Origin of the sequence: Streptomyces sp. RPA4-2, from assembly GCF_012273515.2 — a bacterium.
Lineage (GTDB): Bacteria > Actinomycetota > Actinomycetes > Streptomycetales > Streptomycetaceae > Streptomyces > Streptomyces kaempferi.
In genome coordinates this window covers 342,624-367,236 of the sequence record NZ_CP050975.2, presented here as the reverse complement: position 1 = coordinate 367,236, position 24,613 = coordinate 342,624, and the positions used below count along the sequence as shown (strand labels likewise).

Annotated in this window: 16 protein-coding genes and 1 pseudogene; 15 read left to right on the top strand and 2 right to left on the bottom strand. The window is 75.9% G+C overall.

What is annotated here, in order from left to right; genetic code table 11:
- Nucleotides 1–551: 551 nt before the first annotated feature.
- From HEP85_RS01300 to HEP85_RS01275, 6 genes are all read left to right on the top strand, one after another.
- Complete coding sequence (locus HEP85_RS01300) at nt 552–1,415, top strand: BTAD domain-containing putative transcriptional regulator (protein WP_168525361.1); 864 nt, start codon at nt 552–554, stop codon at nt 1,413–1,415.
- Nucleotides 1,416–2,170: 755 nt separating this feature from the next.
- Nucleotides 2,171–3,109: an SRPBCC family protein gene (locus HEP85_RS01295; RefSeq protein ID WP_248001775.1), complete on the top strand. Its 939-nt coding sequence runs from the start codon at nt 2,171–2,173 to the stop codon at nt 3,107–3,109.
- Between the two features lie 22 nt (nt 3,110–3,131).
- The gene (locus HEP85_RS01290; RefSeq protein ID WP_369657543.1) at nt 3,132–4,316 is read left to right on the top strand and encodes a hypothetical protein; all 1,185 of its coding nucleotides are present in this window, start codon (nt 3,132–3,134) and stop codon (nt 4,314–4,316) included.
- A 33-nt stretch (nt 4,317–4,349) separates the two neighbouring features.
- Nucleotides 4,350–4,697, top strand: a complete 348-nt coding sequence (locus tag HEP85_RS01285) for a hypothetical protein (protein WP_168525355.1) — start codon at nt 4,350–4,352, stop codon at nt 4,695–4,697.
- 181 nt (nt 4,698–4,878) lie between these two features.
- Nucleotides 4,879–5,841 carry a 4'-phosphopantetheinyl transferase superfamily protein gene (locus HEP85_RS01280; RefSeq protein WP_369657542.1) on the top strand — a complete coding sequence of 321 codons (963 nt, stop codon included), beginning with the start codon at nt 4,879–4,881 and terminating at the stop codon, nt 5,839–5,841.
- A gap of 327 nt (nt 5,842–6,168) precedes the next feature.
- A complete protein-coding gene (locus HEP85_RS01275; protein ID WP_369657541.1) occupies nt 6,169–8,322 on the top strand; it encodes a condensation domain-containing protein in 2,154 nt (717 codons plus the stop codon).
- 613 nt (nt 8,323–8,935) lie between these two features.
- Here the strand turns inward: HEP85_RS01275 and HEP85_RS01270 are convergent.
- Nucleotides 8,936–9,757, bottom strand: coding sequence for an AfsR/SARP family transcriptional regulator (locus tag HEP85_RS01270; protein WP_168525349.1), 822 nt, complete (start codon nt 9,755–9,757; stop codon nt 8,936–8,938).
- Between the two features lie 944 nt (nt 9,758–10,701).
- On the opposite strand from HEP85_RS01270, the gene HEP85_RS01265 reads away from it, so the two are divergent.
- The 8 genes and pseudogenes from HEP85_RS01265 to HEP85_RS01230 all read left to right on the top strand — a co-directional run.
- A complete protein-coding gene (locus HEP85_RS01265) occupies nt 10,702–10,899 on the top strand; it encodes an acyl-CoA carboxylase subunit epsilon (RefSeq protein WP_168525347.1) in 198 nt (65 codons plus the stop codon).
- Nucleotides 10,900–10,932: 33 nt separating this feature from the next.
- Complete coding sequence (locus HEP85_RS01260; RefSeq protein ID WP_329528993.1) at nt 10,933–12,519, top strand: acyl-CoA carboxylase subunit beta; 1,587 nt, start codon at nt 10,933–10,935, stop codon at nt 12,517–12,519.
- 385 nt (nt 12,520–12,904) lie between these two features.
- Nucleotides 12,905–13,729, top strand: coding sequence for an AfsR/SARP family transcriptional regulator (locus HEP85_RS01255; protein WP_168525345.1), 825 nt, complete (start codon nt 12,905–12,907; stop codon nt 13,727–13,729).
- A 562-nt stretch (nt 13,730–14,291) separates the two neighbouring features.
- The gene (locus HEP85_RS01250; protein ID WP_369657540.1) at nt 14,292–15,140 is read left to right on the top strand and encodes a phosphopantetheine-binding protein; all 849 of its coding nucleotides are present in this window, start codon (nt 14,292–14,294) and stop codon (nt 15,138–15,140) included.
- An 18-nt stretch (nt 15,141–15,158) separates the two neighbouring features.
- Entirely contained in the window at nt 15,159–17,426 is a 2,268-nt protein-coding gene (locus tag HEP85_RS01245) for a beta-ketoacyl synthase N-terminal-like domain-containing protein (RefSeq protein ID WP_369657539.1), read from the top strand.
- Nucleotides 17,423–18,361, top strand: coding sequence for a 4'-phosphopantetheinyl transferase superfamily protein (locus tag HEP85_RS01240; protein WP_248001773.1), 939 nt, complete (start codon nt 17,423–17,425; stop codon nt 18,359–18,361). Before HEP85_RS01245 ends, HEP85_RS01240 begins: the two co-directional genes overlap by 4 nt.
- A 114-nt stretch (nt 18,362–18,475) precedes the next feature.
- Entirely contained in the window at nt 18,476–20,236 is a 1,761-nt protein-coding gene (locus HEP85_RS01235; RefSeq protein ID WP_369657538.1) for a class I adenylate-forming enzyme family protein, read from the top strand.
- A gap of 721 nt (nt 20,237–20,957) precedes the next feature.
- A pseudogene (locus tag HEP85_RS01230) lies at nt 20,958–21,473 on the top strand (response regulator transcription factor); the annotation flags it as partial.
- On the opposite strand, the gene HEP85_RS01225 reads toward HEP85_RS01230, so the two are convergent.
- Complete coding sequence (locus tag HEP85_RS01225; RefSeq protein ID WP_369657537.1) at nt 21,463–22,410, bottom strand: DUF817 domain-containing protein; 948 nt, start codon at nt 22,408–22,410, stop codon at nt 21,463–21,465. The pseudogene HEP85_RS01230 and the gene HEP85_RS01225 sit on opposite strands and share 11 nt — an antisense overlap.
- A gap of 590 nt (nt 22,411–23,000) precedes the next feature.
- On the opposite strand from HEP85_RS01225, the gene HEP85_RS01220 reads away from it, so the two are divergent.
- Nucleotides 23,001–24,212, top strand: a complete 1,212-nt coding sequence (locus HEP85_RS01220) for a helix-turn-helix domain-containing protein (RefSeq protein WP_168525336.1) — start codon at nt 23,001–23,003, stop codon at nt 24,210–24,212.
- Nucleotides 24,213–24,613: the final 401 nt, after the last annotated feature.

The window sequence follows — 24,613 nt, the reverse complement described above, 5'->3', positions numbered from 1 at the left end:
CCGGGGATCCGGCTTTGCTCCGGGCGGGGGCTGCGCCCGCGCCTCGGGTAAACAGACCGCATGGTCGGGCAATGGAGAGGTCAAGTCGCGCGGGGCATGGTTCCGGAGGGCCGCTGTTCCGCCTGGCCGGGGCGTTGTGTGGCAAAAGTCGGGTTCCCTGGAGGGGGTCTCGAGTACCGGCGGAGAGAAAACACGACGACCGGTTTGAGATTGACATACCGTCCATGCTGTTTTTTACTCGGGTGTGCCGGGAAGCACGGGGACGGCGGTCAGTCCGCGGCCCGGTGGCAAGTCCCGGCAGAACGGGGCCGGCTGACGGACCGGCAGAACGGCCCGCGGGCACACCTGAAGACCGGCAGACCGGCAGACCTGCGGGCCTGCGGGCCTGCGGGCCTGAAGATCCGGCGGCCTGGAGCCGGCGGGCTGGTACGGGGTCCGGGTCCGGGTCCGGGTTCGGGTCGGATGGTTTTGCGGCAGGGCGACGGGGGCGCGGTGGCTGGTGCGTGGTCCCGGGGTCTGGCAGATGGCAGCGAACGGACAGGGGAGACGGCGTGGACACCGACATACTCGGCACACTTGCTGTGCGGGAGAAGGGCATCTCGATCACCCCGACCGCTCCCAAGCCGCGGCAGGTGCTGGCGCTGCTGGTCCTGCATGCCGACCAGATGGTGCCGGTGGGCATGCTGAGCGAGGAGCTGTGGGGCGCGCAGCCGCCGCGCAGTGCACGGCCCACCCTGCAGACGTACATCCTGCAGCTGCGTGAGCTGATCACCGCGGCGCTGGAGGGGGACCCGGGCGGGCACCGCAGTGCCAAGGACGTGCTGCTGACCGCGCCGGGCGGGTATCTCCTCAAGAGCGGTGAGGGCAGCAGTGACGTGCGGGAGTTCGAGCGGCTGGCCGGGCTCGGCTACCGGGCGATGGACGGGGCGGACTTCCCCGGGGCGGCCCGGCACCTGCGGGCCGCGCTCGCGCTGTGGAGCGGGCCGCCGCTGGCCGACGTACAGGCCGGCCCGCATCTGGCCACCCAGGTCAAACGGCTGGAGGAGAGCCGGCTGTGCGCGCTGGACCAGCGCATCGAGGCCGATCTGCGCCTGGGCCGCCACCGTGAATTGCTCGCCGAGCTGACCGTGCTGGTCAGCCGGTATCCCACCCACGAGAGCCTGTGCGGGCAGTACATGCTGGCCCTGTACCGCTCCGGGCGCCGCGGCGAGGCCCTGGACGCCTACCAGCGGCTGCGGGCCACCCTGGTACGCGGTCTGGGCCTGGAACCGTCGGCGGCGCTGGGCAAGCTGCAGCGTTCCATCCTGATGGCCCGTCCGGACGGCTCACCCGCCACCACAACGGCCGGGGCCGCTCCCGCCGCTCCCGGTACGGGCCCTGCCGGGAGCGGACGGCTCGCCGCGCCGGTCGGCTGACCCGCCCCACTCCCACCCCGTCGTCCCCGCCCCGACACCGTTCCCGCCCCGCTTTCATGGCCCCCAACCCCCAACCCCGGCCCCCGACTTCCGGGTCGTAACTCTCGGGTCCCGGCTCTCGGGCCACCGGCCCCCAACTCCCCGGGTCCGGGTCCTGGTTCCTCCCCGCGGGGCCCCGGGTGCCGACGGGTGCGGACCAAACCGTCCGGACCGAGCGGACCGAGCGGACTGCCCGGTGCGCCAGGCCGCGCCGGGCGGTCCGGGCGGTTCGGCACCTGGCGCGGCCCCCGGGGCAGGGGCACTTGGCCGGGGCCCGTCGGGCTCGGCGCCGTGGCGCAGGCTGCCGCCGGGCGGTTTGGGTATGCCGGGCCGCGCCGGGCGTGCCGTGCGAAACCCGGGTGGTGCCGTGCGAAACCCGGGCCGGACCGCGCGAAGCCGCTCCCCGCCACTCGCCGCCAGTGCCCGCCAGTCGCCGTCGTGCCGTGCACGCCGGTGCACGCCGTGCGGGTCGTCAGGATCGGCCGGGCCGGCCGAGTCGGTGAGGTCGGCCGAGTCGGCGGGGTCGCCCGGGTAGGCCGGGCCGGCCGGGTTGGTGGGGTTGTCCGGGTCGGTGAGGGTGGGTGGGGGTGTTCGGGGTTCGGGGCGGTGTGCCGGTCGGGGTGGCGGGGAGTGGGGGGTCGGTGCGGGCGCGAGGCGGGCTCGAGTGGGGGGGTGGGGCAGGGTGGGGGCATCCGCGCTGGCACGACGCCGTGGAGGTGGCCGCTCCGGCCGGTGTGGTCTACGGGCTGCTGGCCGATGCCGTGCGCTGGCCGGTGTTCCTGCCCTCGCATGTGCACGTCGAGCGGCTGGACTTCGACGGGACACAGGAACGGCTGCTGGTGTGGGAGGTGGCCGAGGAGGCCGGTGCCCCGGGCGGCCATGTCCGGTCCTGGCACACCCGGCGGGTGCTGCGGCCGCAGGACCGCAGTGTCGTCTTCGAGGAGGAGGACCAGGCCCGTCCGGGCATGGTGACCTCGGGGGTGTGGACGGTACGCCCGGCGGGTGAGACCCGGTGCGTGCTGAGCCTGCGTCAGGAACGGGTGCTGCCCGTGCTGCTCGCCGCGGGCGACAGCCGCCTGCGCGGCGACGCCGCCGCCGACGTGCAGCGCCGGCTCGGCCAGGTCCGTGGGGCGGCCGAGCAGTGGGAGGAACTCGACGAGCTGCTGCTGTCCTTCGAGGACCGGATCCGTGTCGAGGGCCCCGCCGAGCTGGTCTACGACTTCCTCTACCGCGTCGAGGACTGGCCGGAGCGGCTGCCGCACGTCGAGGGGACCCGGGTGCGCGAGGACGCGCCGGGCATCCAGGTGGTGCTGGTGGACACCTGCGCCGCGGAGGGCGCGGGGACCGTCACCACCCGCGCGGTACGGCTGTGTTTCCCGCACGCCGGGCGGATCGTCTTCAAGGAGACGCGTCCGCCCCGCCTGCTCGCCGCCCACAGCGGCGAGTGGTCGCTGCTGCCGGACGCCTCCGGAGTGACGGTCGTGGCCGCCCACCGGGTGATGCTCCGGCAGGACGCCGTCGCCGGGGAACTCGGCGAGAACACCAGCCTCCTGGAGGCCCGCCGGCATGTGCACGGCTGGCTGTCCCGGGCCGACAGACAGGCACTGGGCCTGGCCAAGTGGCATGCGGAGAGCACCGTCCGCCGTCTGCGATGAACAGATGAACAGGAGGCCGCCCGTGGCCGTCACCCGTCCCGCCCCCCGCCCCGTCCCCGCCGCCCTCCCCACCGGCCCCGCCCCCGCCCCCGGCCCCGGCCCCGGCCCCGGCCCCGGCCGTGGCAGTGGCAGTGGCAGTGGTGCGGTGGTACCCAAGCCCCGCCGGGCCGTCGCGCACCGTTATGCCGCACTGCCGCCGCCCCTGGAGGTGGCACTCGCCGCGCTGCGTCTGGAGGCCCTGCTCGGCGACCCCCGGGACGCCGCCAACCCCTACGGCCTGCCCGCCCTCACCACCTCCCGCACCACCACCGGCAGCATCACCGGGAGGGCGGGCGGCGTGGGCGGTGCGGGGGAGGACCGGGCCGGGCTCCTGGCGGCGGCGGGACTCGGCCGGATACGGGCCGCCGACCAGCTGGTCCGTGCCCTGCGGCCGGTCCTGCGCCGGGACGTGGCCCTGGGACACGCGTGCGCCGCGGCCGCGGGGCCATGCCCGGTGCCCGCCGCGCTGCTGGGCCCTGCGGCACTGCTGGCCGCCACCGGTACGGTGCTGCGCCAGGCCGCGCGGATCGTGGCCGGCCGCTGCCACGGCGAGCCGGCCCTGCGGCAGTGGCGGCCGGTGCTCGCCACCGTCTTCGCCGACCTGCTGGCCTGCGAGAGCCTGACCAGCGTGGCGCTGCGCCGCCCGGCTGGTCCCGCGTCCGGCGCGCTGCTGCCCGCGGTGGCCGGCTATGTGGTGCCGACGGTAGTGGCCGACGTACTGGCCCAGCTCGACCTGGTCCTGACCGAATGCGGCCACGGGCCCGCCGGCCTTGAGGGCCGCATGCTGGCGAAACTGGCCGGCGACCTCCCCGCGGCCGGCGTGGACGCGGCAGCCGCCGGATCCTGGCAGACACACCTGGTACGGGCCCTGCTTAAGACTGGCCCAAAGCCCCGGCCCGCAACACACCGCCCTCCCGGCCCTGTTCCGGCTCGCCGCCCCCGACCCCGACCCCGACCCCGCCCCCGATCCTGCCGCCGATCCCGTCTCCGGTACCGGCCCCCGTCCCGCCTCCGGTTCCGGCCCCGGGTCCGCCGTCACGCGGCCGCCCCCGGCGCGAACCGGCAGCACGGGCAGCACGGGCTGGACGGGCTGGACGGGGACGGGGAGAGCGGGGCGGGGACGGTGTGGTGCTGTCGGGGCTGTCGCGTGCCGCCGTCCGTCCGGTAAGCCGGTGATCCGGACCGTGCCGCGCTGGCCGGTGTGGCCCGGCGGCTGCTGAGCGAGCAGCGCGCGCTGCGCCGTCCGTGCCGCGCGGCGGGCCTGGACGGTCCTGACGGTCCGGCCGTACGGGCGCTGGCGGACCGTCAGGCGCTGCTGTGGCTGGCCGCCGCCGTGCTCGGGGTCCAGGAGGCCGCCGACGAGGGGCGGGGTCTGTTCCTGGGCGGTCCGCACTGGGCGCTGCTGGCTCTGTCGGGTATCACCGAACGGCTCGGGGTGCCGCTTCCCGCCCCGGCCGCCGACCCGCGTGAACAGGTCTGGGCGGAACTCGCCGGCCGGGTCCGGCATGGCGTGGACTGCGACATCTACGCCACCCGGGTGCTGTGGTGAACGGAGACGGCCCGGCCGCCCCGGGCAGCAGCGGCCCCGCCCGCCCGCACCCCGCCCGCCCGGACGTCCCCGCCTCGCACGGCCCGGACTCCGCCCCGGACAGGCCCGCCGCGCCCGGCCTGGACGGGCCTGCCCGCGGGGGCCGGTCCCGGGCGGCCCGGAGGGGGCCGCTCTGCCCGGTGTGCCGGGTGCCGGCGGCCCGGATCTGCCGGATCTGCCGGATCTGCCGGAGCTGCCGGAGCTGCCGGATCTGCCAGGCCGGGCGGGCCGGGCGGGTGCGGGGGGCGGGCAGGGGCGGGGGAGCGGGGTGCTGCTCGGGCCGCCGCTGCACGTGGCCGGTCCCGAGGGTCCCTGGGAGGAGGTTCATGACCAGCTGGCCGGCCGCGGTCACGTCCTGGTGCACACCACCTGGGGGCAGTGGCTGGCGGCCGCGCTGCTGGATCCGGGACTGCGGGACCTGCTCGGCCGTGACTGGCCGCGTTACCGGCAGACGGCCGCGCCGGCCGGCCGGCTGCGTTTCGCCGCCTCGCGGATGGTCCTCAAGCACACCGCGGCCGCCGCCCTGCACCTGCCCGCGGACGCCCTCGACCTCGCCTACCGGCCCGGCGGCCGCCCCCATCTGCGGGGCCTGGCCGGCACCGAGGTGAGCCTGGCCCACACCGACGAGCTGATCGTGGTCGCCGTCAGCCGCACCGGGCCGATCGGGGTGGACGCCGAGCCCGTCACCCGCCGGCCGTCCTTCGACCTGCTGCATTCCTACGTGTGCACCCCCGCCGAGGCCGCCGAACTCGCCGCGCTGCCCGAGGACGAGCGCACGGCGCGGCTGCTGCACCTGTGGACGCTCAAGGAGGCCTACACCAAGGCGCTCGGGCACGGCATGCGGCGCCGTTTCGCCGCGTTCGGCTTCAGCCGGGACGAGCAGGGCCGTACGGTCCTGGCCGACGAGCCGGCCGGCGCGCCGCGGTGGACTCTCGCCACCCACCTCGTCCACGACCGCTATCTGGTCAGCGCCGCCCACCGGCCGCTGCTCCCGGTCGAGACCGCTTCGCGGCCCGCTCCACACCCGCTCGAGGAAACAGGCCTCCCACCTGCGGCGACGCTAGGCTGGCCGCTGCCGGGCAGCTCCGGCGCACAGCCGACATGACGAGAGGCGGGCGTCGTGAACCACCGTGCAGCCACCCCACCGCACACCGCCCCGCCCGCCCCCGCGCGGTCTTCTGCCGGCGGCAGGCCAGGCGGCAGCTTTCGCCGCCGCCCGGCCGGACGCGGGCCGGGCACCACGACCCCGGGTGTCCCCACGATCCCTTCAGCCCGCCCAGCCCGTCCAGCCCGCCCAGCCCGCCCAGGCGGTTCTGCCGGGTGTGTCGGGTGTGCTGGGCGGGCTGGGGTGGTCCGGCCGGTGCGGTAGGGGGAGCGGGGAGCCGGTCCGCTGGTGTGCCGCGGGTGTGGTCCCTGGTTCCCGGGAGGGCGGATGAGCAGCCGGTACGCGCCGCGGGGCGCCGTTCTTGCCGTGGTCCACGAGCCGGGTACGCCCGCGCCGGGGGGACCGCTCGTGCTGGAACTGTGCGGCCCGCTGGGTCCGGCGGACGCCGAGACCGTCGCCGCCCGTCTCGCGCAGCGCCACCGTGCCTTCGACGTCGCGCTGGACAGTCACCGGCCCGGCCGTCACATCCTGCGCCTGACCCCGCCCGCCGCCGCGCCGGACGGCGTCCCGCTGCCCGCGGAACTGCTGGCCGACGTGCTGGCCCCGCCCCCGCCGGGCGGTGAGGTCCTCCCGGTCACCGGACACCAGCAGACCCTGCTGACCGCGGCCCTCGCCCCCGCCGGCGACCCCGACGACCACACGGACAGCACCGGCGGCGCGGACGGCACCGGCGGTATGGACAGCACCGGCGGTATGGACGGCACCGGCGGCGCGGACAGCGCGGACGGCGCGGGTGGTGCTGGTGGCGGGGGCGGGACGGGTGGTGCGGGTGGCGGGGGCGGTCATCTGGAGCAGCTGTACTGGGACTGGTCCGGGCCGCTGGACGTGGCCCGGTTCGCGGCGGCCTGGCAGTCGGTCGTCGACCGGGAGTCGGTGCTGCGGGCCTGTTTCGACTGGGTCGCCTCGCCCCGTCTGGTGCTGCACGCCCGCGCCGATGCCGACATCGCCGTCCACTCCCGTACCGCCGTCACCTGGGCGCAGTTGCTGCGCCGCGACCGGGCGCGGGGTTTCGCACTGCACCGGCCGGGCCTGCTGCGCCTGACTCTTTTGCGGGGGGCGTCCTCGGCCACCGCGCCGGCCCCGCCCCCGCGGGTGCTGCTGACCTACCATCCGGCGCTGCTGGACGAGCGGGGTGTGCACCTGCTGCTGCGGGAGTTCTACCGCGCCTATGCCGCGGGCGGTGTGCTGCCCGGCGGGGAACGCCGTCCCGACCTGCGTGATCACGCCCGCTGGCTGGCCGGCCAGAACACCGATGCCGCACGGCAGTTCTGGGCGCGGGCCGCGCCGCCGCGGCACGCCGCGACCCGTCCGGGCCGGCCGGGCGGGAAGACCGGGCAGCACGGGCCCGGACTCCTGCACACCCGGCTGCGGGCGGCCCAGACCTTCCGGCTGCGTTCCTGGGCGGCACTGCGCGGCGTGGCGGAGAGCAGCGCCCTGCACCTGGTGTGGGCGCTGCTGCTGTACCGGGCGGCGGACGCGCGGGGCCCGCTGCCGGTGAGTTTCGGGGTGCAGCTGTCCGGCCGGGACATCGCGCTGCCGGGCGCCGCGGGTATCCCCGGCCCGCTGGACGGTCCGCTGCCGATGACCGTGACCGTCGACCCCGACGCGTCCCTCACCGGTCTGCTGCACCAGGTCCGTGACACGCTCCTGGACCTGGCCGCCTATCCGTGGGCCGGCGCCGAGTCGATCCGCGCGTGGAGCGGCGGGGCCCCCTCCCCGTCCGCGTCCCGGTCCGGTCTGTTCACCGACACGTTCACCGACCCCTGCGCCGACACCCTGGTGCGGTTCGAGGGCCCGTTCTTGCTGCCGCAGGCGCTGCGCGGTGAACTCGCCGCCCAGGGCATCGACGTGCAGAGCCCGCGCACCGCGGCCGGCGCCGGCGGCCGGCCCCTGACCCTCACCGCCCGCCACGACACCGAGGGCGGTCTGGCCCTCAGCGCCGTCCACGACCGGGCCCGCCTGGCCGACGAGGACGCCGCCGCCCTGCACGCCCAGTGCGTGCGCCTGCTGCGCGCGCTGCCCGGATACCGGGATGCCGCGGCCACCGCCGGGCAGCTGCTGGACGTGCTGGCGAGGGCCGCGGTCCCGCGCATGGCCCGCCCCGCCCCGCCCCCGCCGCGTCCCGCGCTGAGCGTGCTGCGGCCCGGACACCCCCACGCGGACGTGATCTGCCTGGTCGTCGTCCCCGGTGTGCCCGGGGGCAGTTACGACCTGTTCGTCCGCGGCCACCGGGGCCCGGAGCGGATCGTGGCCGTGCACGCCGAGGGTGCGCCCGGCGCGCCGCAGGCCGTGCTGCACCAGGCCCGGGGGCCGGGTAGAGCGGCTGGTGCTGTGCGGGTGCGGTCCCGGCGGGCGGGCGGCCTACGAACTCGCCCAGCACCTGCCGTATGCCGCCGTACCCCGCTCCGGCCGTGGTCATGACCGGTATCGGCGACGCCGCCGCCAGCGCGTCCGCCCTCGCCCGCGGCGTCCGCTCCGTCCTCACCCCGCCCCGCTGAATCCCGCCCCCGAGTCCCGCCCCGAGTCCCGGCCCGCTGAATCCCGCCCCGGAGTCCCGCCGAATCCTGCGCCGGGCCGCTTGGCACCCGCACCCGCCCCCTGTTCCCGTCGGGGGAGTTGAAGAGGCACGGGGTGAGCGCAGTAAGCGGTGCCGCTCGGCGGTGCCGCTCCCGCGGCGGCCTCCGGACACGCGGACGGCCCGGCCCGGGTCTGAGGCCGGGCCGGGTCCGGTGCGGGCCGGGTCCGGTGCCGGGCGGGGCTGGGTCGGGGCGGGTCTGGTGCCGGGCGGGGCCGGGTCGGGGCGGGAGGCAGGCGGCCCTGCCCCGGGCCGCCCCGGGCCCGGTGCCGGGCGGGAATGCAGGCGCCCCCGGCGTCCCGCGCTGGGCCCGGCACCGGGCCGGGCCCAGCGGGGGACGCGGGGGGCAGGTCCGGGCCGGTTTCCTGTCGTGCCGTCACCGGCCGGGCCTTCGGGGGCCGGAGACCCGGCGGTGGCCGCCGCCGCGTCCGTCTTCGGCTCGCGTGGCCCGGCTCGGTCTCAGGCCGTGAACAGGTCGTAGGTGGAGCTGTGGCGCGGTCCGGCCAGTACGTCCAGCTGGGGGTCGACGGTGAGGACGGCCTGGTGCAGCCGTTGCAGCTGGGGGGAGGGTTCCACGCCCAGGTCCTCGATCAGCCGGACCCGCAGCCTGCGGTAGACCTCCAGGGCGGAGGCCTGCCGGCCGGAGCGGTAGAGCGCCACCATGGCCTGTGAGTGCAGCCCCTCGTGCTGGGGGTGACGGGCGGTCAGTTCGATGAGCTCGGCGATGAGTTCGGCGTGCCGGCCCAGCCGCAGGTCGGCGTCGATGCGCCGCTCCACGGTGACCAGCCGGCTCTCCTCCAGCCGGACCACCTCGATCTCCAGGACCGGCCCCAGGCGTACGTCGACCAGGGCGGGGCCCTCCCACAGTCCCAGGGCCTCGCGGAAGCGGGCGGCGGAGACCTCGTCGTCGCCGCTCTCGAACGCGGTCTGTCCCTCCCGCGTCAGACGGTCGTACTGGTGCACGTCGACGCTGTCGGGCGGGATCTGCAGCAGATAGCCGCCGTGCCGGGTGGCCAGTACCTCCTTGGCGCCGCCCGGTGCGCCGGGCCCCATCGCGGTGCCCAGCCGCCGGCGCAGCTGCAGGATGTAGGTCTGCAGGGTCGTCAGTGCGCTCTGCGGGGGCTGCGTCGCCCAGATCTCCTCCATGAGGGTCGGGACGGGCATCACCCGTCCGGGATACAACGCCAGCAGCGACAGGATCTGCCGCGGCTTGCCTGCGCTCGGAACGATGGATCCCCCGTTGACCTCGGCACTCAACGGACCCAGAACCTGAATCCTCACCGGTCTCCTCCGTATGTCGTCGAGCTCCTTGTCCCGTTCCTTTTGTGGCCAGAAATCCGCGCCGCCGCTCACGCTAGCCGCGGCCGTCCCTCCCCAGCGATTTCCTGGAGCCGTTCTCGAGCGGACTTCCAAGTCCGGTGTCACACACGCTGTCCGGGGCACTGGAGGACGCTCGCAGCGCGGCTCGAATCGAACTCCTGATTCCGCCGTCACCGCACTCCAGACGGTTACCGTCGACCATTTCCGCGCGCCCCCGCCACGGCCGGCGGCATCCGTAATCACCGCCGCGGACGCCGTCAAGCCACCACGTCCCCGCCCCGCCCCGCGCCCGCCGCGCACCGGACCGCACGCCCCGCGCCCGCCCTCCCGGCCCGGCCCGCCGGACACCTCCCGCCCTCCCCGCACCCACGGCAACTGGCCGAAGCGTTTCCCCCACCCCAACCGCGCCGCGCCCGGCCACCCCCACCCCAACCGCGCCGCGCCCGGCCACCCCCACCCCAACCGCGCCGCGCCCGGCCACCCCCACCCCACCGCCCGCCACCGTCTTCCGCCCGGCCCCAGCCCCCAGCCGCCCCGACTCCCGCCGTCCCGGAGCCCCGCAGGCACGCCCCGACTCCCGCCGCCGTCTCCCGCCCGACCCCAGCCCCCGCCGCCCCGACTCCCGCCGCCCCGGAGCCCGCAGGCACGCCCCGGCCGCCCGGCCCCTCCCTTCTCCTCTCCCGGCCCGGCCCGGCCCGGCGCATCGCATCGCATCGCGCGGGTCGCACCGCCGTCCGGCGCCATGCGCTGTCCCCCGTACCGGCCCCGGCCCCGGCCCCGGCGCTGTGTGCCTGGCGTCGTGGCGTCGTGGGCGGCGGCGTGGAGCGCTCTTCGAGTGCAGTGAGAGCGGTTCTTGAGCGTGGTGACCGATGGTGTCCCCAAGGCTGAAGGAGGAGGGAGGAGGTATGGGCACCCCGGACCAGTACGAGCCCGTCCTGCGCGTGGAACGCGGGCGGGCCAGCGAAGAGGAACTGGCCGCACTCACCGTGGTGCTGCTCGCGCTCGGCGCGGGCGGCGCACCCGCCCGCCGGGGCAGGCCGGTCAACGGCTCCCGCTGGTGGAGGAGGCCCCGGGCCTACCGCGGCCCGCGCGGCTGGCAGTGACGGACCTCGCCCAGAAAGGGACCTGACATGGCAATGACCACTGCCCCCGCACCCGTCGAGCCGGGGCCGACCGACATCCGCGGACGTGTGGCGGAACTGCACGCGATCCGTGAGGCGGCCCGGCTGGGCCCCAGCGAGAAGGCGACCGCCGCCCAGCACGCCAAGGGCAAGCTGACCGCCCGCGAACGCATCGCCCTGCTGCTGGACGAGAACAGCTTCCAGGAGGTCGAGCAGCTGCGCCGGCACCGGGCGACCGGGTTCGGCCTGGAGGCCAAGAAGCCGTACACGGACGGTGTGATCACCGGCTGGGGCACGGTGGAGGGCCGTACGGTCTTCGTCTACGCGCACGACTTCCGTATCTTCGGCGGTGCGCTCGGCGAGGCCCACGCCACGAAGATCCACAAGATCATGGACATGGCCATCGCGGCCGGTGCGCCGCTGGTCTCCCTCAACGACGGTGCGGGCGCCCGGATCCAGGAGGGTGTCTCCGCGCTGGCCGGCTACGGCGGCATCTTCCAGCGCAACACCAAGGCCTCCGGTGTCATCCCGCAGATCTCCGTGATGCTCGGCCCGTGCGCGGGCGGTGCGGCCTACAGCCCGGCCCTGACGGACTTCGTGTTCATGGTCCGTGAGACCTCGCAGATGTTCATCACCGGCCCGGACGTGGTCAAGGCCGTCACCGGTGAGGAGATCAGCCAGAACGGGCTCGGCGGCGCCGACGTGCACGCCGAGACCAGCGGCGTTGCCCACTTCGCCTACGACGACGAGGAGACCTGCCTCGCCGAGGTCCGCTACCTCCTGTCGATGCTCCCGCAGAACAACCGCGAGAACCCCCCGCACACCACCGCCCACGACCCGGCCGGCCGGCGCAGCGAGATCCTCCTCGACCTGGTGCCCGCCGACGGCAACCGGCCCTACGACATGACGAAGGTCATCGAGGAACTCGTCGACGACGGCGACCACCTCGAGGTCCACGAGCGCTGGGCCCGCAACATCATCTGCGCGCTGGCCCGCCTGGACGGCCAGGTGGTGGGCATCGTCGCCAACCAGCCGCAGACCCTCGCCGGCGTCCTGGACATCGAGGCCTCCGAGAAAGCCGCCCGGTTCGTGCAGATGTGCGACGCCTTCAACATCCCCATCCTCACCCTGCTGGACGTGCCCGGCTTCCTGCCCGGCGTGGACCAGGAACACGGCGGGATCATCCGGCACGGCGCGAAGCTCCTGTACGCGTACTGCAACGCGACGGTGCCGAGGATCTCGCTGATCCTGCGCAAGGCGTACGGCGGTGCCTACATCGTGATGGACTCCCAGTCCATCGGCGCGGACCTCACGTACGCGTGGCCCACGAACGAGATCGCCGTGATGGGCGCCGAGGGCGCCGCCAACGTCATCTTCCGCCGCCAGATCGCCGACGCCGCCGACCCCGAGGCCATGCGCGCCCGCATGGTCAAGGAGTACAAGGCCGAACTCATGCACCCCTACTACGCGGCCGAACGCGGCCTGGTCGACGACGTCATCGACCCCGCCGAGACCCGCGAGGTCCTCATCCGCTCACTGGCGATGCTGCACGCCAAACACGCGGACCTGCCCTCCCGCAAACACGGCAACCCCCCGCAATAGTCCCCCCCGGCACCCGCACCCGTACCCGCCACCCGCACCCATGCCCTGCGCTTCCCGGCCCCCCTGCACCCTGCCGCCGCTCCGCTTTCCGCCCGGCCTTCCGCACCAGAGCAGACCCGGCGGTCTGCTTTACGGGATATGGCCGGTCCCGCCCGCCGCCTTTCCGCCCCGCCGGAGCGGGCCGGAGGGGGCCGGAACGGGACCGGAACAGAACGGAGTTGCACGGAAAGCCTGGCAGCCGCCCCTCCCCGGCGGCGCGCGGACCGCGGACGGACGGTCTCCTCTCACCCCCACAGAAACAGCACGAACGGTCGGGTATTGACAGACCGGATGCGCTGTTTTGTAATCGGGGGTGCGGCACGGGACACCGAGCAGGGGAGACGGCGTGGACATCGACGTACTGGGCGCACTGGCAGTGCGGGAGAACGGGGTGTCCATCACCCCGACGGCGCCGAAACCGCGGCAGGTCCTGGCGCTGCTCGCGCTCCGGGCCGACCAGGTGGTGCCCGTCGCGGCCCTCATCGAGGAACTGTGGGGCAACTCCCCGCCGCGCAGCGCCCGTACCACCCTGCAGACGTACGTGCTGCAGTTGCGCGAGCTGATCGCGCAGGCGCTCGAGCACGGCCGCAGCGGCGCCAAGGACGTCCTGATGACCCTGCCGGGCGGCTATCTGCTCGTCTCCGGCGGCGGCAGCAGTGACGTGCGCGAGTTCGAGCGGCTCGCGGGGGAGGGCTACCGGGCCATGGACCAGGGCGCCTTCGCCGAGGCGGCCCGCACCCTGGCCGGGGCGCTGCAGCTGTGGACGGGGGCCGCGTTCGCCGACGTACAGGCCGGGGCGCAGCTGGCGATGGAGACCCGGCGGCTGGAGGAGAGCCGGCTGTGCGCGCTGGACCAGCGCATCGAGGCCGATCTGCGGCTGGGCCGCCACCGTGAACTGCTGCCCGAACTGACCGTGCTGACCAGCCGGTACCGCACCCACGAGAACCTGCACGCACAGTTCATGCTGGCCCTGCACCGCTCCGGCCGGCGCAGCGAGTCGCTGAGCGTCTACCACCAGCTGCGGGCCACCCTCGTCAACGACCTGGGCCTGGAGCCCTCGCCGCGGCTGCGGCGGCTGCAGCACTCCATCCAGACGGCGGCGCCGGAGACGGCGGCGATGCCCGCACCGTTCGACGGCGCGGGACCTGCCGCGCCCGCACGGGCCCGGTGAAAGCGCACCGCCCGCACGGCAGCGGCACGGGCCACTGCCGTGCGGGCGGCAGCAACCGCACCTGACCGAACGGCGCTTCGGGCGGCCCGAGAGGTCCGGGCGATCCGAGAGGCCCAGGCGGTCCGGGCGGTCCGGGCGATCCGAGGGCGGTCCGGGCGGTCCGGGCGGTCCGGGCGGTCCGGGCGATCCGAGGGCGGTCCGGGCGGTCCGGGCGGCCCCGACGGGCCGCGTGGTGCGGGCGGTCCGGATGGCCCTGACGGCCCGAGGAGTGCGGGCGGTCCGGATGGCCGTGGCGCGGTCGGGCCGGGTGGTGCGGTCGGGCCGGGTGGGTGTGCGGGCCGGCCGCCGATGCGTGAGCCGGGTGAACACGCCGTATCCGCGCGGCGGATGGACCTGGCGGGCGGGCGGCTCATTCTTTGGGCGGAGGGTCCGGGCGCCGGCTGGCTCCCGGGAGCCAGCCGCCTTCGGCGGGGATCACCACGGCCGGGGATGTGGCGCGGTGGCGGCGGCGCCCACAATGCCAGGACGGCCACCCGGGATCCGACCCTTGGAGACGCCCACCATGACCTCCGCCCCTCACCCGCACACGGCCTCGCCGACGCCGGCGGCCGACGTGCTCGCCGAGCTCACCGCGGTACTGGCGGGCATGATGCGTGTCGAGCCGCAGACCCTCGACACACAGGAGTCCTTCCGGCTGCTGGGCCTGGACTCGATGCTGTCCCTCGAGTTCGTCGCGGCGCTCAACGCCCGCTACGGCACCCAGGTCGCGGCCACCGCCCTGTACGACCACCCCACCCCGGCGGCACTGGCCCGGCACGTCGCGGCCGAACTCGCCGCACCCGGGCCCCCGCCGCGCCCCACCCCCACCCTGGTCCCGGCCCCGGTGCGCGGTGCGGGAGCGTGGCCCGTCGCGGGGCCGGACACGGTCACCGACACCCTGCGCACGCAGCTCGCCGGGATCCTGCACTGCGCCGCGCAGGACATCGACGTGAGCGCGCCGTTCGCCGCACTGGGACTGGACTCCATCCTGGCCGCGGAGTTCCTGGCCGGCATCAACCGCACCTACGGCCTCAGCGAGCAGACCGACCTGCTCTACGACCACCCCGACCTCGCGGCCATGGCCGCGCACGTCACCGCGCAGGTGACAGACACCCGCACCACCGGCCCCGCACCCGCACCCGCACCCGCACCCGGTCCCGTGCCCGCACCCGGCCCCGCACTCGCACCCGGTCCCGTGCCTGTGGCCGAGTCCGTGCCGGCCGCGGCGGCCGGGCGGGCCGACGCGGCGCCGCGCCCCGCCCGGCCGACGCGGGCCGTGGAGATCGACCTGAACGCCCTGCTGGACGCGGTGCGCGACGAGGTGCTCAGCATCGACGAGGCGGCTGCCCTGCTTGCGGCCCGCTCCGCCTGACACGAAGGGCACACGGTGATGGACACCCGCGAGATCCTGACGCGGTTCAAAGGCGGCACCCTGCAGCGCGAGCACGCCGTGGCCCTGCTGGGCGGCGCCCCCGCACCACCGGCCGCGGCGCCGGCGAGGCCCGGCCCCGCGGCGCCGCCCGCGGCGGCGGACCGCGAACCGCCGTCCGGCCCCGGTTCCGGCGGCGCCGAGCCGTGCGCCGTCGTGGGGATGCAGGGCTGTTTCCCGTACGCCGGCGATCTGGAGGCCTTCTGGCGCCACGCCCTGCAACAGCACGCCCCCACGGCCTCGCCCCCGCGGGGAGGGGACCGTTTCACGGACGGCACACGGGAGTTCGACGCCGGCCTGCTCGCCCTGTTCGGCCTCGACGCCGCGGGCGCGGCCGCCCTGGACTGCCGTGAACGGCTGCTGGCGCGCAGCGCGTGGCAGACCCTGGAGAGCGCCGGATACGCCGGAGCGCGGACCGACCGGCTCACCGGCCCCGACCGCACAGGGCGCAGCGTCGGTGTCTACATCGCCGCCGGCCCGCCCCGCGGCACGCCGGGCGGACACCTGATGGGCGAGCACCTGCCGGGCGGGGCGGGACCGGCCGGGCGGCTGTCGCGACTGCTCGACCTGCGCGGGCCCAGCCTGAGCGTCGACACCGGCGCGTCCTCCTTCCTCACCGCGCTGCACCTCGCGCTCGGCGCGCTGCGCGCGGGGGAGTGCGAGGCGGCGCTGGCCGCCGCCGTCGAACTGCCACCGAGTCCGGCACACCAAGCCCCCACCCCCACCCCCACCCCCACCCCCACCGGCACCGCCACGGATGCCGGTGGTGTCGGGGACGGCGGCGGGGGAGTGGTGGTCGTTCTGCTCAGGCCGCTGGCCGCGGCCCGCGCCGCCGGGGACCGTGTGTACGCGGTGATCCGTGCCGGCGCGGCCGGTCACCCGGGCCGCCTGGGAGCCGTACCGCACCACGCCCGGCTGGTCGGCCGGGCCCTGGCCGCGGCCGGGCTGCCGGCCCCGGCCGCCGGTCCGCACGGGCCGGACAGCGGCCCGCGGCCGCCGCGGACCGCATCGCCGCCGTCCCCGGCCGCCGTCCCCGGCCCCGACGGCCCAGGTGCGGACCCGGTGGTACCGGAGGCCGGACCGGAGGCCGGACTGGAGGCCGGGCTGGAGGCCGGGCTGGAGGCGCTGGGCATCGCGGTGCGGGAGAGCGCGCGGACGGCGGCCGCCCCGGCGGCTGATACGGGAGTGGTCGCCGGGGCGGCCGCCCTGGCCCGTGCCGTGGGGCAGCTGCGCCACGCCACGCTGCTGCCCGGACCAGGCCGGGCGGCGCCCGCCGTCTGGGAGCCGGCCCGCGGCGGCGACGGCACCGCGGTGCCCCGCAGGGCCCTGGTCGGCGTGTCCGGGCCGCCGGCCGCGGACGCCGTGCTGGTCGTGGAGGAGGCACCCGCCGCGCACCGTCCCCCCGTACGGCCCCCGCCACGGCCCACCCGCCACCCCGCACACGCGGAACTGGTGCTGCTGTCCGCCGCCACACCCCGTCAACTGGCCGCCACCGCTGGGCAGTTCGCCCGCTGGCTGGCCGGCGCCGCCCAGCACGGCGGGCCGGCCGGAGCGGACCTCGCCGCGGTCGCACACGAACTGCGCCTGGGACGGGCGGCTTTGCGCTGCCGCCTGGCGGTGGTCGCCCACACGGTCACCGGCCTGGCCGCACAGCTGGCCGCCTTCGCCGAGCCCGCCGGCCCCGGCCGGCACCCGGCGGGCGTACGCAGCGCCGACCTGCGCGACGCCGGTGAACCGCTACTGCTCGACGGGCTCGCGGAGACCCGCGCCTACGTGGCCGCCCTGTGGCAGGGCGGCCGCCTCGAACAGCTGACGCGGCTGTGGCTGGCCGGCGCCGACGTCTGCGCCGTACTGCCCGCGCACCCCGGCCCCGCGGGCATCGAACTGCCCCCCACCGTGCTGCAACCCGAGCCCCACTCCCAGCCGGAGCCGGAGCCCCATCCCGAGCCCGAGCCGGAGCCGGAGCCGGAGCCGGAGCCGGAGCCGGAGCCGGAGCCGGAGCCAGAGCCAGAGCCCCATCCCGAGCCGGAGCCGGAGCCGGAGCCGGAGTCCGAGCCCCACACCCAGTCCCAGTCCCAGTCCCGGTCCCAGGTCCGCTCCCCGTCTCCGGTGCGGTTCCGGTCTCCACACGGGCCTGGGGCACGGCCGGTGGAGTCCGGTCCGGGCAGGACGGCGTCCGGCGCGGGTGTGCCCGCACCCGACGGCGGCACGGACGGAGCACAGCGGTGACCGCACCTCTGACGCCCCCGCCCCCGCCCCCGTCACCGTCGCTGTCCGCGGTCGCGTCCCCGTTCCCGGTCCGGGCTCTGGCCCCGGTCCCGGCGTCCGCCGCGGTTCCCGTCGCGGGTGCGGACGCGGGCACGGACGAGCCGGTCAAGCTGTGGCTGTGTCCCAACGACGGCCTGCCGCCCGCGGTCGCCGGTCTGCTCGCCGCGCACTGGCTGGACGCGCAGGAGCAGAAGACCGCGAGCCGTTTCCTGTTCGAACGCGACCGGCGCCAGTACCTGCTCGCCCACACCCTGGTGCGGCGCGCACTGGCGCTGGAGGCGGGCCTGGCCGAGGCCGAGCTGGTCATCTGGCGTTCCGCGCGGGGCCGTCCCTTCCTGCGGCCCGCTCCGGGCGAACTGCCGCGCGGCGGGGCCCAGCTGGACTTCAACCTCTCCCACGCGGGCGGCTACAGCCTGCTGGGCATCGTGCGCCGCCACCGCATCGGTGTGGACGTGGAACGGCTGGAGGACCGCGACGAGCGGGCCATCACCACCATCGTGCGCACCTTCGCCGCCCCGGAGCGGGAGTGGGTCGAACGGGCGGCGCCCGGCCCGGACCGCGACCGGCGGGCACTGCGGGTGTGGACGCTCAAGGAGGCCTATTCCAAGGCCCGCGGGCTCGGTCTCGGACTGCCCTTCGACGCGTTCGTCTTCACGCTCGACGACGAGCGCGGCGTACGCGCCTTCACGCCGCCCGCCGACGACACGGCCCGCCCGTGGCGGTTCGTCGAACTGGAGCCGGTGCCCGGTGTGCTGGTCGCCGTCGCCGTGCCCGCCGACGCGGCCCAGGACCCGGTGCTCCACCTCGGCTACGGCTTCCCCTGGAGCCGCTCGGAGCTTCGCAGCTTCCCGCTGCCCCGGCCGGTGGGGGGCCACCTGGCCGCGGTCCCCGCGTAACGGCCGGCGCGGCGGCGCCCGGGGGCATCTCCAGCGGGCTTCGAAGACCTCTTGAGCCGGGACACCTACTGTGAGGCATCCGCTGTTCCTGCTGTCTGCAGCCAGGAGGCCACCGTGTCCGTCCTCAGGTATCCGCAGAGCCCGCTGGACGACCTGCTGCGGCGGGCCGCGGACCGGGACGGCGACGCCCCGGCCGTGGTCACGGCCAAGGACGCGGTGACGTTCGCCGCCCTGGACCGGGACGCGGACCGCATCGCCCACTACGTACGGCGCACCGTCCGCCGGGCCGACGCCGTCGTCGCCGCGGCCACCACCCTCGACACCGCCTTCCCCGCCGTGTACTACGGCACCGTCCGCAGCGGCCGGCTGCTGGCCCTGCTCGATCCGCTGATGGGGCCGGCCGCGCTGCACGAGGTGTGCGCGACGGCCGGGGCCGAGATCGCCTTCGTACCCGGCCCGCTGGCCGCGCTGCTCGCCGCGCTCGCGGACCGGCTGCCCCGGCTGCACACCATCGTGGTGACGGACCCCACCGGCCGTCCCGCATCCGGCCGTCCCGCATCCGGCCGTCCCGCATCCGGTGGCTTGGTGTCCGGCGGTTTGGTGCCGGGCCGTCAGGCGTCCGGTGGTCAGGGGGCCTGTGCGGTGGTGGCGCTGTCCGCGGCTCTGGCCGGGGTGCCCGCCGCCGGGTCCGTACGCACGGTGCGGCCCGGTGTGGACGCGGTGGCGTGCCTGCAGTTCGCGCCGGACGGCGGCGGCCGGCTGAGAGGTGTGCGGCTGACGCACCGCAATCTCGTCGCGGGCGCCGCCCAGACCGCGCTGGCCCACCGGCTCGGTGCCGCCTCCGTCGTCCTCAACCATCTGCCGCAGTACCACGCCGTGCACCTCAACTCGGCCGTGCACGCCGGGGCCCGGCAGGTGCTGTGCACGGACCCGGACCCCTTCGGGGCGCTGGAGGAGGCCGCGCGGGCACAGGCCACCCACTACTACGGGCTGCCCGCCCGGCTGCACCGGCTGGCGGGCGATCCCCGGCTGGCGGGCGACTCCCGGCCGGCGGGTGACTCCGGGCCGGCGGGTGACTCCGGGCCGGCGGGTGACGCCCGTCCGGCCACGGGCCGGGCGTATCTGCCGGGCCGGCACCTGAGCGCCATTCATGTCAGCGGCGGTGTACTGGCGCCGGAACGGGCCCGTGCGCTGCGCGACGCGCTGCGTGTGTCCGTTCTGCAGGGCTACGGCCTGACCGAGGTCTTCACTCTCTCCCACCACCAGCCGCCCGGCTCGCGGCCCGGTCTCGGCGCGGTCGGGGTACCGCTGCCGGGCACCGAGTGCCGGGTCGTCCTGCCCGGCGGCACCCGGCCCGCCCCGGTGTGGTCGACCGGCGAGGTGCAGATCCGGGGACCGCAGCTGAGCCCCGGCCCGGCGGACGGGGGCGGAGCGGCACCGCGGGACGCGGACGGCTGGCTGTCCACCGGTGACACGGGCTACCTCGACGCGGACGGCGGACTGCACCTCGTGGACGCGCACCGCTCCGTGTTCACCTGCGACGACGCGCTGGTGGCGCCCAGCGTGGTGGAGCGGGTCATCGGCCAGGACCCGCGGGTGGCCGACTGCATCGTCGCGGACTGGCCCGACCCGGCGCGCGGCGCCCTGGTCTGGGCCGGCGTGGTGCTGCGCGAGACGCCCGACGGCGATGCTCCCGGCCTCCTCGACGTCCTCGACTCCGTCGCCGAACAGGCCAACGCCCGGCTCGGTCCGGGCGAGCAGATCCGCCGGCTGGAAGCCCTCGACGCCGTCCCCCGCCGGCCGGGCGGCCGGCCCGCCCGCCGCGAACTGCGCCTGCGGCTGCACGCCCTGGCCGCCGGGGAAGCCGCCGCCTGACCCGCCCCGGCCGCCCCCCCGACACAGACCGCGGGACAACCGGCCCCGGGACAACCGGCCCAGGGACAAGAAGACAAGGAGACTTGCAGACAAGGGGACTTGAGAGCAGCGGCCCCCCGGACCCCTGGACCTCCGGACCCCTGGACCTCCGGACCTCCGGACCTCCGGACCTCCGGACAGGAAACCTGGGGGACGGCAAACCGGCGGCATCGGCCCGGAGGACAAGTGGCCGATGCCGGCGGCCCGCCAAGCCGACGGTCTGGAGCCGGTGGCCCGCAAGCCAACGGGCCGGGGACACAGGGCCGCAGGCCGAAGGGGCCTGAGACAGAGGCCTGAGCCGGGAGCCTGAGACGGGGGCCTGGGAGCAGGAGCCTGAGACGAGGCCCGGAACCGGGCCCGGAACCGGGCCCGGAACCGGGTTTGGAACCGGGTCTGGAACCGGGCCTGGGGACGGGGGCTTGGGGACGGGCCCGGGGACGGCGGGGTGAGAGGTGGTAGCGGACCGGTCGTGGTCCGCTGGAGCGCACCGGACACGATGCTTAAGCCCCGCCGCCTACGGTGACCTGGCGGGACATCCCGGGATCCGGCGGGACATCCCCGGACAGAGGGAGGAGGCCGTCATGGACGAGCGGCACGCCGCACTGCGGGTGCTCCTTGGCCCCCCGCACACGACGAACACGCCGGCCGTGCCCCGGCCCCCCGGCCCGGCGCGCCGGCCGCGGTGCGGGTGCACGTGGTCGGCGAGGACCCGCTCGCCCGCCGCGGCATCACGGCACTGCTCGAGGGCCACCCCGGTATCCGTGTCACCGGCGAGAGCGAACCGGGGCCGGAGCTGCTGCGCGCGCTGGCCGCCCGGCCGCCGCATGTCCTGGTCGCCCACGGCGCGTTCGCCGACGGGCAGCGCGAGCCCGTGGCCTTCGGCGGCGGGGACCTGCCGCTGCTGGTCCTGGGCGGTCCGGCCCGCACCGACCGCGGCCGACTGTTTACCACCGCCACCGTAAGCCAGCTGGCCTCCGCCGTGGTGCTGGCCGCGGTAAGCTACACCCTCGCGCACGGCCCCGCCCCGGCCCCGGCCGGGCGCCGTTCCACCGGCCCGCCCGTCCCGCCGATCTCACCGGTCAGCCCCGACCGGCTGACCGACCGCGAGTGCCAGGTCCTCGACCTGCTGGCCCGCGGCCTGTCCAACGGCGAGATAGCCCAGGCCCTGACCCTGTCCGAGCACACCGTCAAGACCCACGTGCAGAACCTGCTGCACAAGCTGCGCCTGCGCAACCGCGTCCACGCGGCGATCTACGCCTTCGAGTCCGGCCTGCGCCCCCGGCCGCCCGCCCCCTGGCCTGACCCGCCCTCAAGCCCGGCCCCGGAGTAAGCTTCGAGGTCTGGTTCTGCGCGGGATCGCCGGGCCGGGCGGGGTGACGGGCCCGGCAGATGACGAAGGTGACGCTGATCAGCAGGGCCCAGGAGATCCATTTGGAAGCGGAGACGGGTTCCCAGCCGTGGAGCTGGTAGGGGTATCTCCAGGCTCCGAAGTAGGTGGCGATGTTCTCGGCCAGCCACAGGAAGAACCCGATCAGGACGAACGACAGCGCCAGCGGCATCCGGTGGCGGTGCGCACCGACGGTGAAGTGGACCCGTACCCCGGCGGTCGCGGCCAGCAGCAGACCGCCCAGCAGCCAGCGCACGTCCAAAAGCCAGTGCCGGGTCAGGAAGTTGAGATACAGACCGCCGGCCAGGACGGCGGTGACACGCGCCCGGTAGCCGGTCAGGGCCAGGTCCAGCAGCCGCCAGGACCGGCAGACGTAACTGCCCACCGCGGCGTACATGAACCCCCCGTACAGCGGCACACCGGCGACCTTGGTCAGCGCCGGTTGTGGGTAACTCCACGAACCGGCCCGCACTTTCACCAGCTCGAAGGCGAGTCCCAGGACATGGCACACCGCGACGACCGCCACCTCCCGGGAGGTCTCCCACCCCAGCGCGAAACCCACGCCGGTCAGCACCACCCCGTACGCCAGCAGCAGGTCGTAGCGCGCCACCGGCAGCGGCGGCAGCAGCACCGAGATCGCCAGAGCGCCCAGCAGCGCGCACGAGAACGCGCAGCAGCGCGCCTGCACCCACGCGAACCCTGCCAGCTGCCGTAGGTGCGTCCCGCTGCGGTACCCGATCCTGTCCATGCCCCGAAGACCCGTGTGCGGCACCGATGGTTGCGATCTTCCCGGACCTGTACCCGCCCGATCCCGTTCCCGGCCCGGTCCGCGTCCTTGGACCTGCCGCTGCTCCGGACCCGGTGCGGGCCGTGGACCCGGGCGCTCGGTGGGGGAGGGCGGAGGGGATGCGGGCGCGTGGCGGGGGCCGGTGCTACGCGGCGGGCGGGGCGCACCGTCTGGGCCAGCCGATGTCCTCGTCGGAGGGGGCCCGGGCCCGGTACCGGGCCCGGCCGCCGTGTCCCGCGGCGGCCGTCCGCGCCGCCCGGTGCGCGCACACCGATGGCCTCATCGTCGACTCCCTGACGTTTGACATGCGCAAGGACTCCACGCCGGCCGGGTGCGCCGGCCGGATGATGCCGAGCCTGCCCGGCCGCGCCGGAGGAACGCTGGAGAAGCGCACGAGACCGACATGAGACACACGTGAGACGGGCGTGAGGCCCGCACGAGATTTCCGCCCCGGGCCTGGCAAAGGTTTGCCCGCGTGTTGCCCGGCGCCCTACGCTCGGGGCGGCTCCCGGCGAAACTTTCTTGCCCGCTCACCCCAGGGGATTCGAATCATGCTGCGACAGCCCGCGTTCGGAAACCGCCTGAAGAAGCTCCGGACGGCCCGGGGGCTGTCGCAGACGGCACTGGCCGGTGAGGGCATGTCCACCGGCTACCTCTCCCGGCTGGAATCCGGGGCGCGCCAGCCCACCGACCGGGCCGTGGCCTACCTCGCCGACCGGCTGGGTCTCAAGGCCGCCGATTTCGAGGAGCCGGTCACCGGCTCACTGGCCCACGCCCTGACCCTGGCCTCCTCCACCGGTTCCGCGGACGCCATCGAGGCACTGCGCTCGGCACTCGCCGCCGAGGGCCACGAAAGCGCGGTGCTGCGCTGGCAGGCACTGTGGCTGCTGGCGAGGGCCGCCCGCCTGCAGGGCGACCACGCCGCGGAGCGCGCCCACCTCGGCCACCTCGTCGCGCTCGGCGACGAGGTGGGCCTGGCCGAGCTGCGGGTGCGCGGCCTGACCCGGCTGGCGCGCTGCCTGCGTTCACTCGGCGAGATCACCCCCGCCCTTGACGCGGCCGTCGCCGCCCACCGGCTCGCCCTGGGCGAGGACCTGGGCGTCGAGGACCGCGCCGCCGCGCTGCTGGCCCTGGTGTCCGTCCAGGCGGAGGCCGGACAGGTGCCGGAGGCCCGGGTGCACGCCGACGAACTCACCGCCCTGGTCGAGGGCCGCAGCGACGCGCTGTGGGCCGAGGCGATGTGGACGGCCGCCGCCGTACGGGTGCGCCAGGGCGACCACACCGGCGCGCAGCACTGCCTCGATGAGGCCCTGGAACGCTTCAGCAGCCAGGAGGACCTGGTGCTGTGGCTCAGACTGCGGCTCGCCGCGGGCCGGCTGCACCTGCAGAAACTGCCCGCCGACCCCGCACAGGCACAGCGCTGCGCGGAGCAGGCCGAGGCCGCCCTCGCCTTCGTCGGCACCCCCGCCCTGCGCCAGGACCTGACCGCGCTGAAGGCCGATCTGGCCTTCGCCACCGGCCGCTACGACGATGCCCGCGCCCTGCTGGGCGGCCTGGCCGGGGACGAGCCGAGGATGACCTACCGCGACCGGGTCCGGCTGGAGATCCTGCGCCAGCAGCTGCTGATCCTGGGCGGCGACGTCTCCGGCGTGGACGGCCTGCGCACCCTGGCCCAGCAGGCCCAGGCCGACGCCAACATCGACCTCGCGGCGGAGATCTGGCGCACCCTCGCGGACGCCCTCACCCCCGCCCCGCCGGCCTGAGAGCCGTCCCGTAACCGGGCCCGCCCACGCGGCCGTAACCGGCCCGCCCACGCGGCCGTGAAGTGCCCGCCGCCGGGACGGTGTCCGGCGCCGCGCCCACGACGAACGGCGCCGCCCGGACACCGCCACGGCCCGCGCACACCTGACCCCGCGCACCTGACCCCCGCACCCCTCACTCCGTACACCCCATCCCGCGCACCCGGGCCGGCAGAGGGTGGTGCCGGGGGAAATGCGAGTGGCCGGCGCGGTGGATTTCCCGCTGCCCGGGGGGATTTGAGAGTTCCCGCTTTTCCGGGTTTTTCTCGACGGCGCCTCGAATTCCGGTGGACGGGGCGGAACATGCCTTGACGCGTGGAGTGCCGGTTCGTGAATCTCGGTACGGTATTGGCCGTTCACGCCCG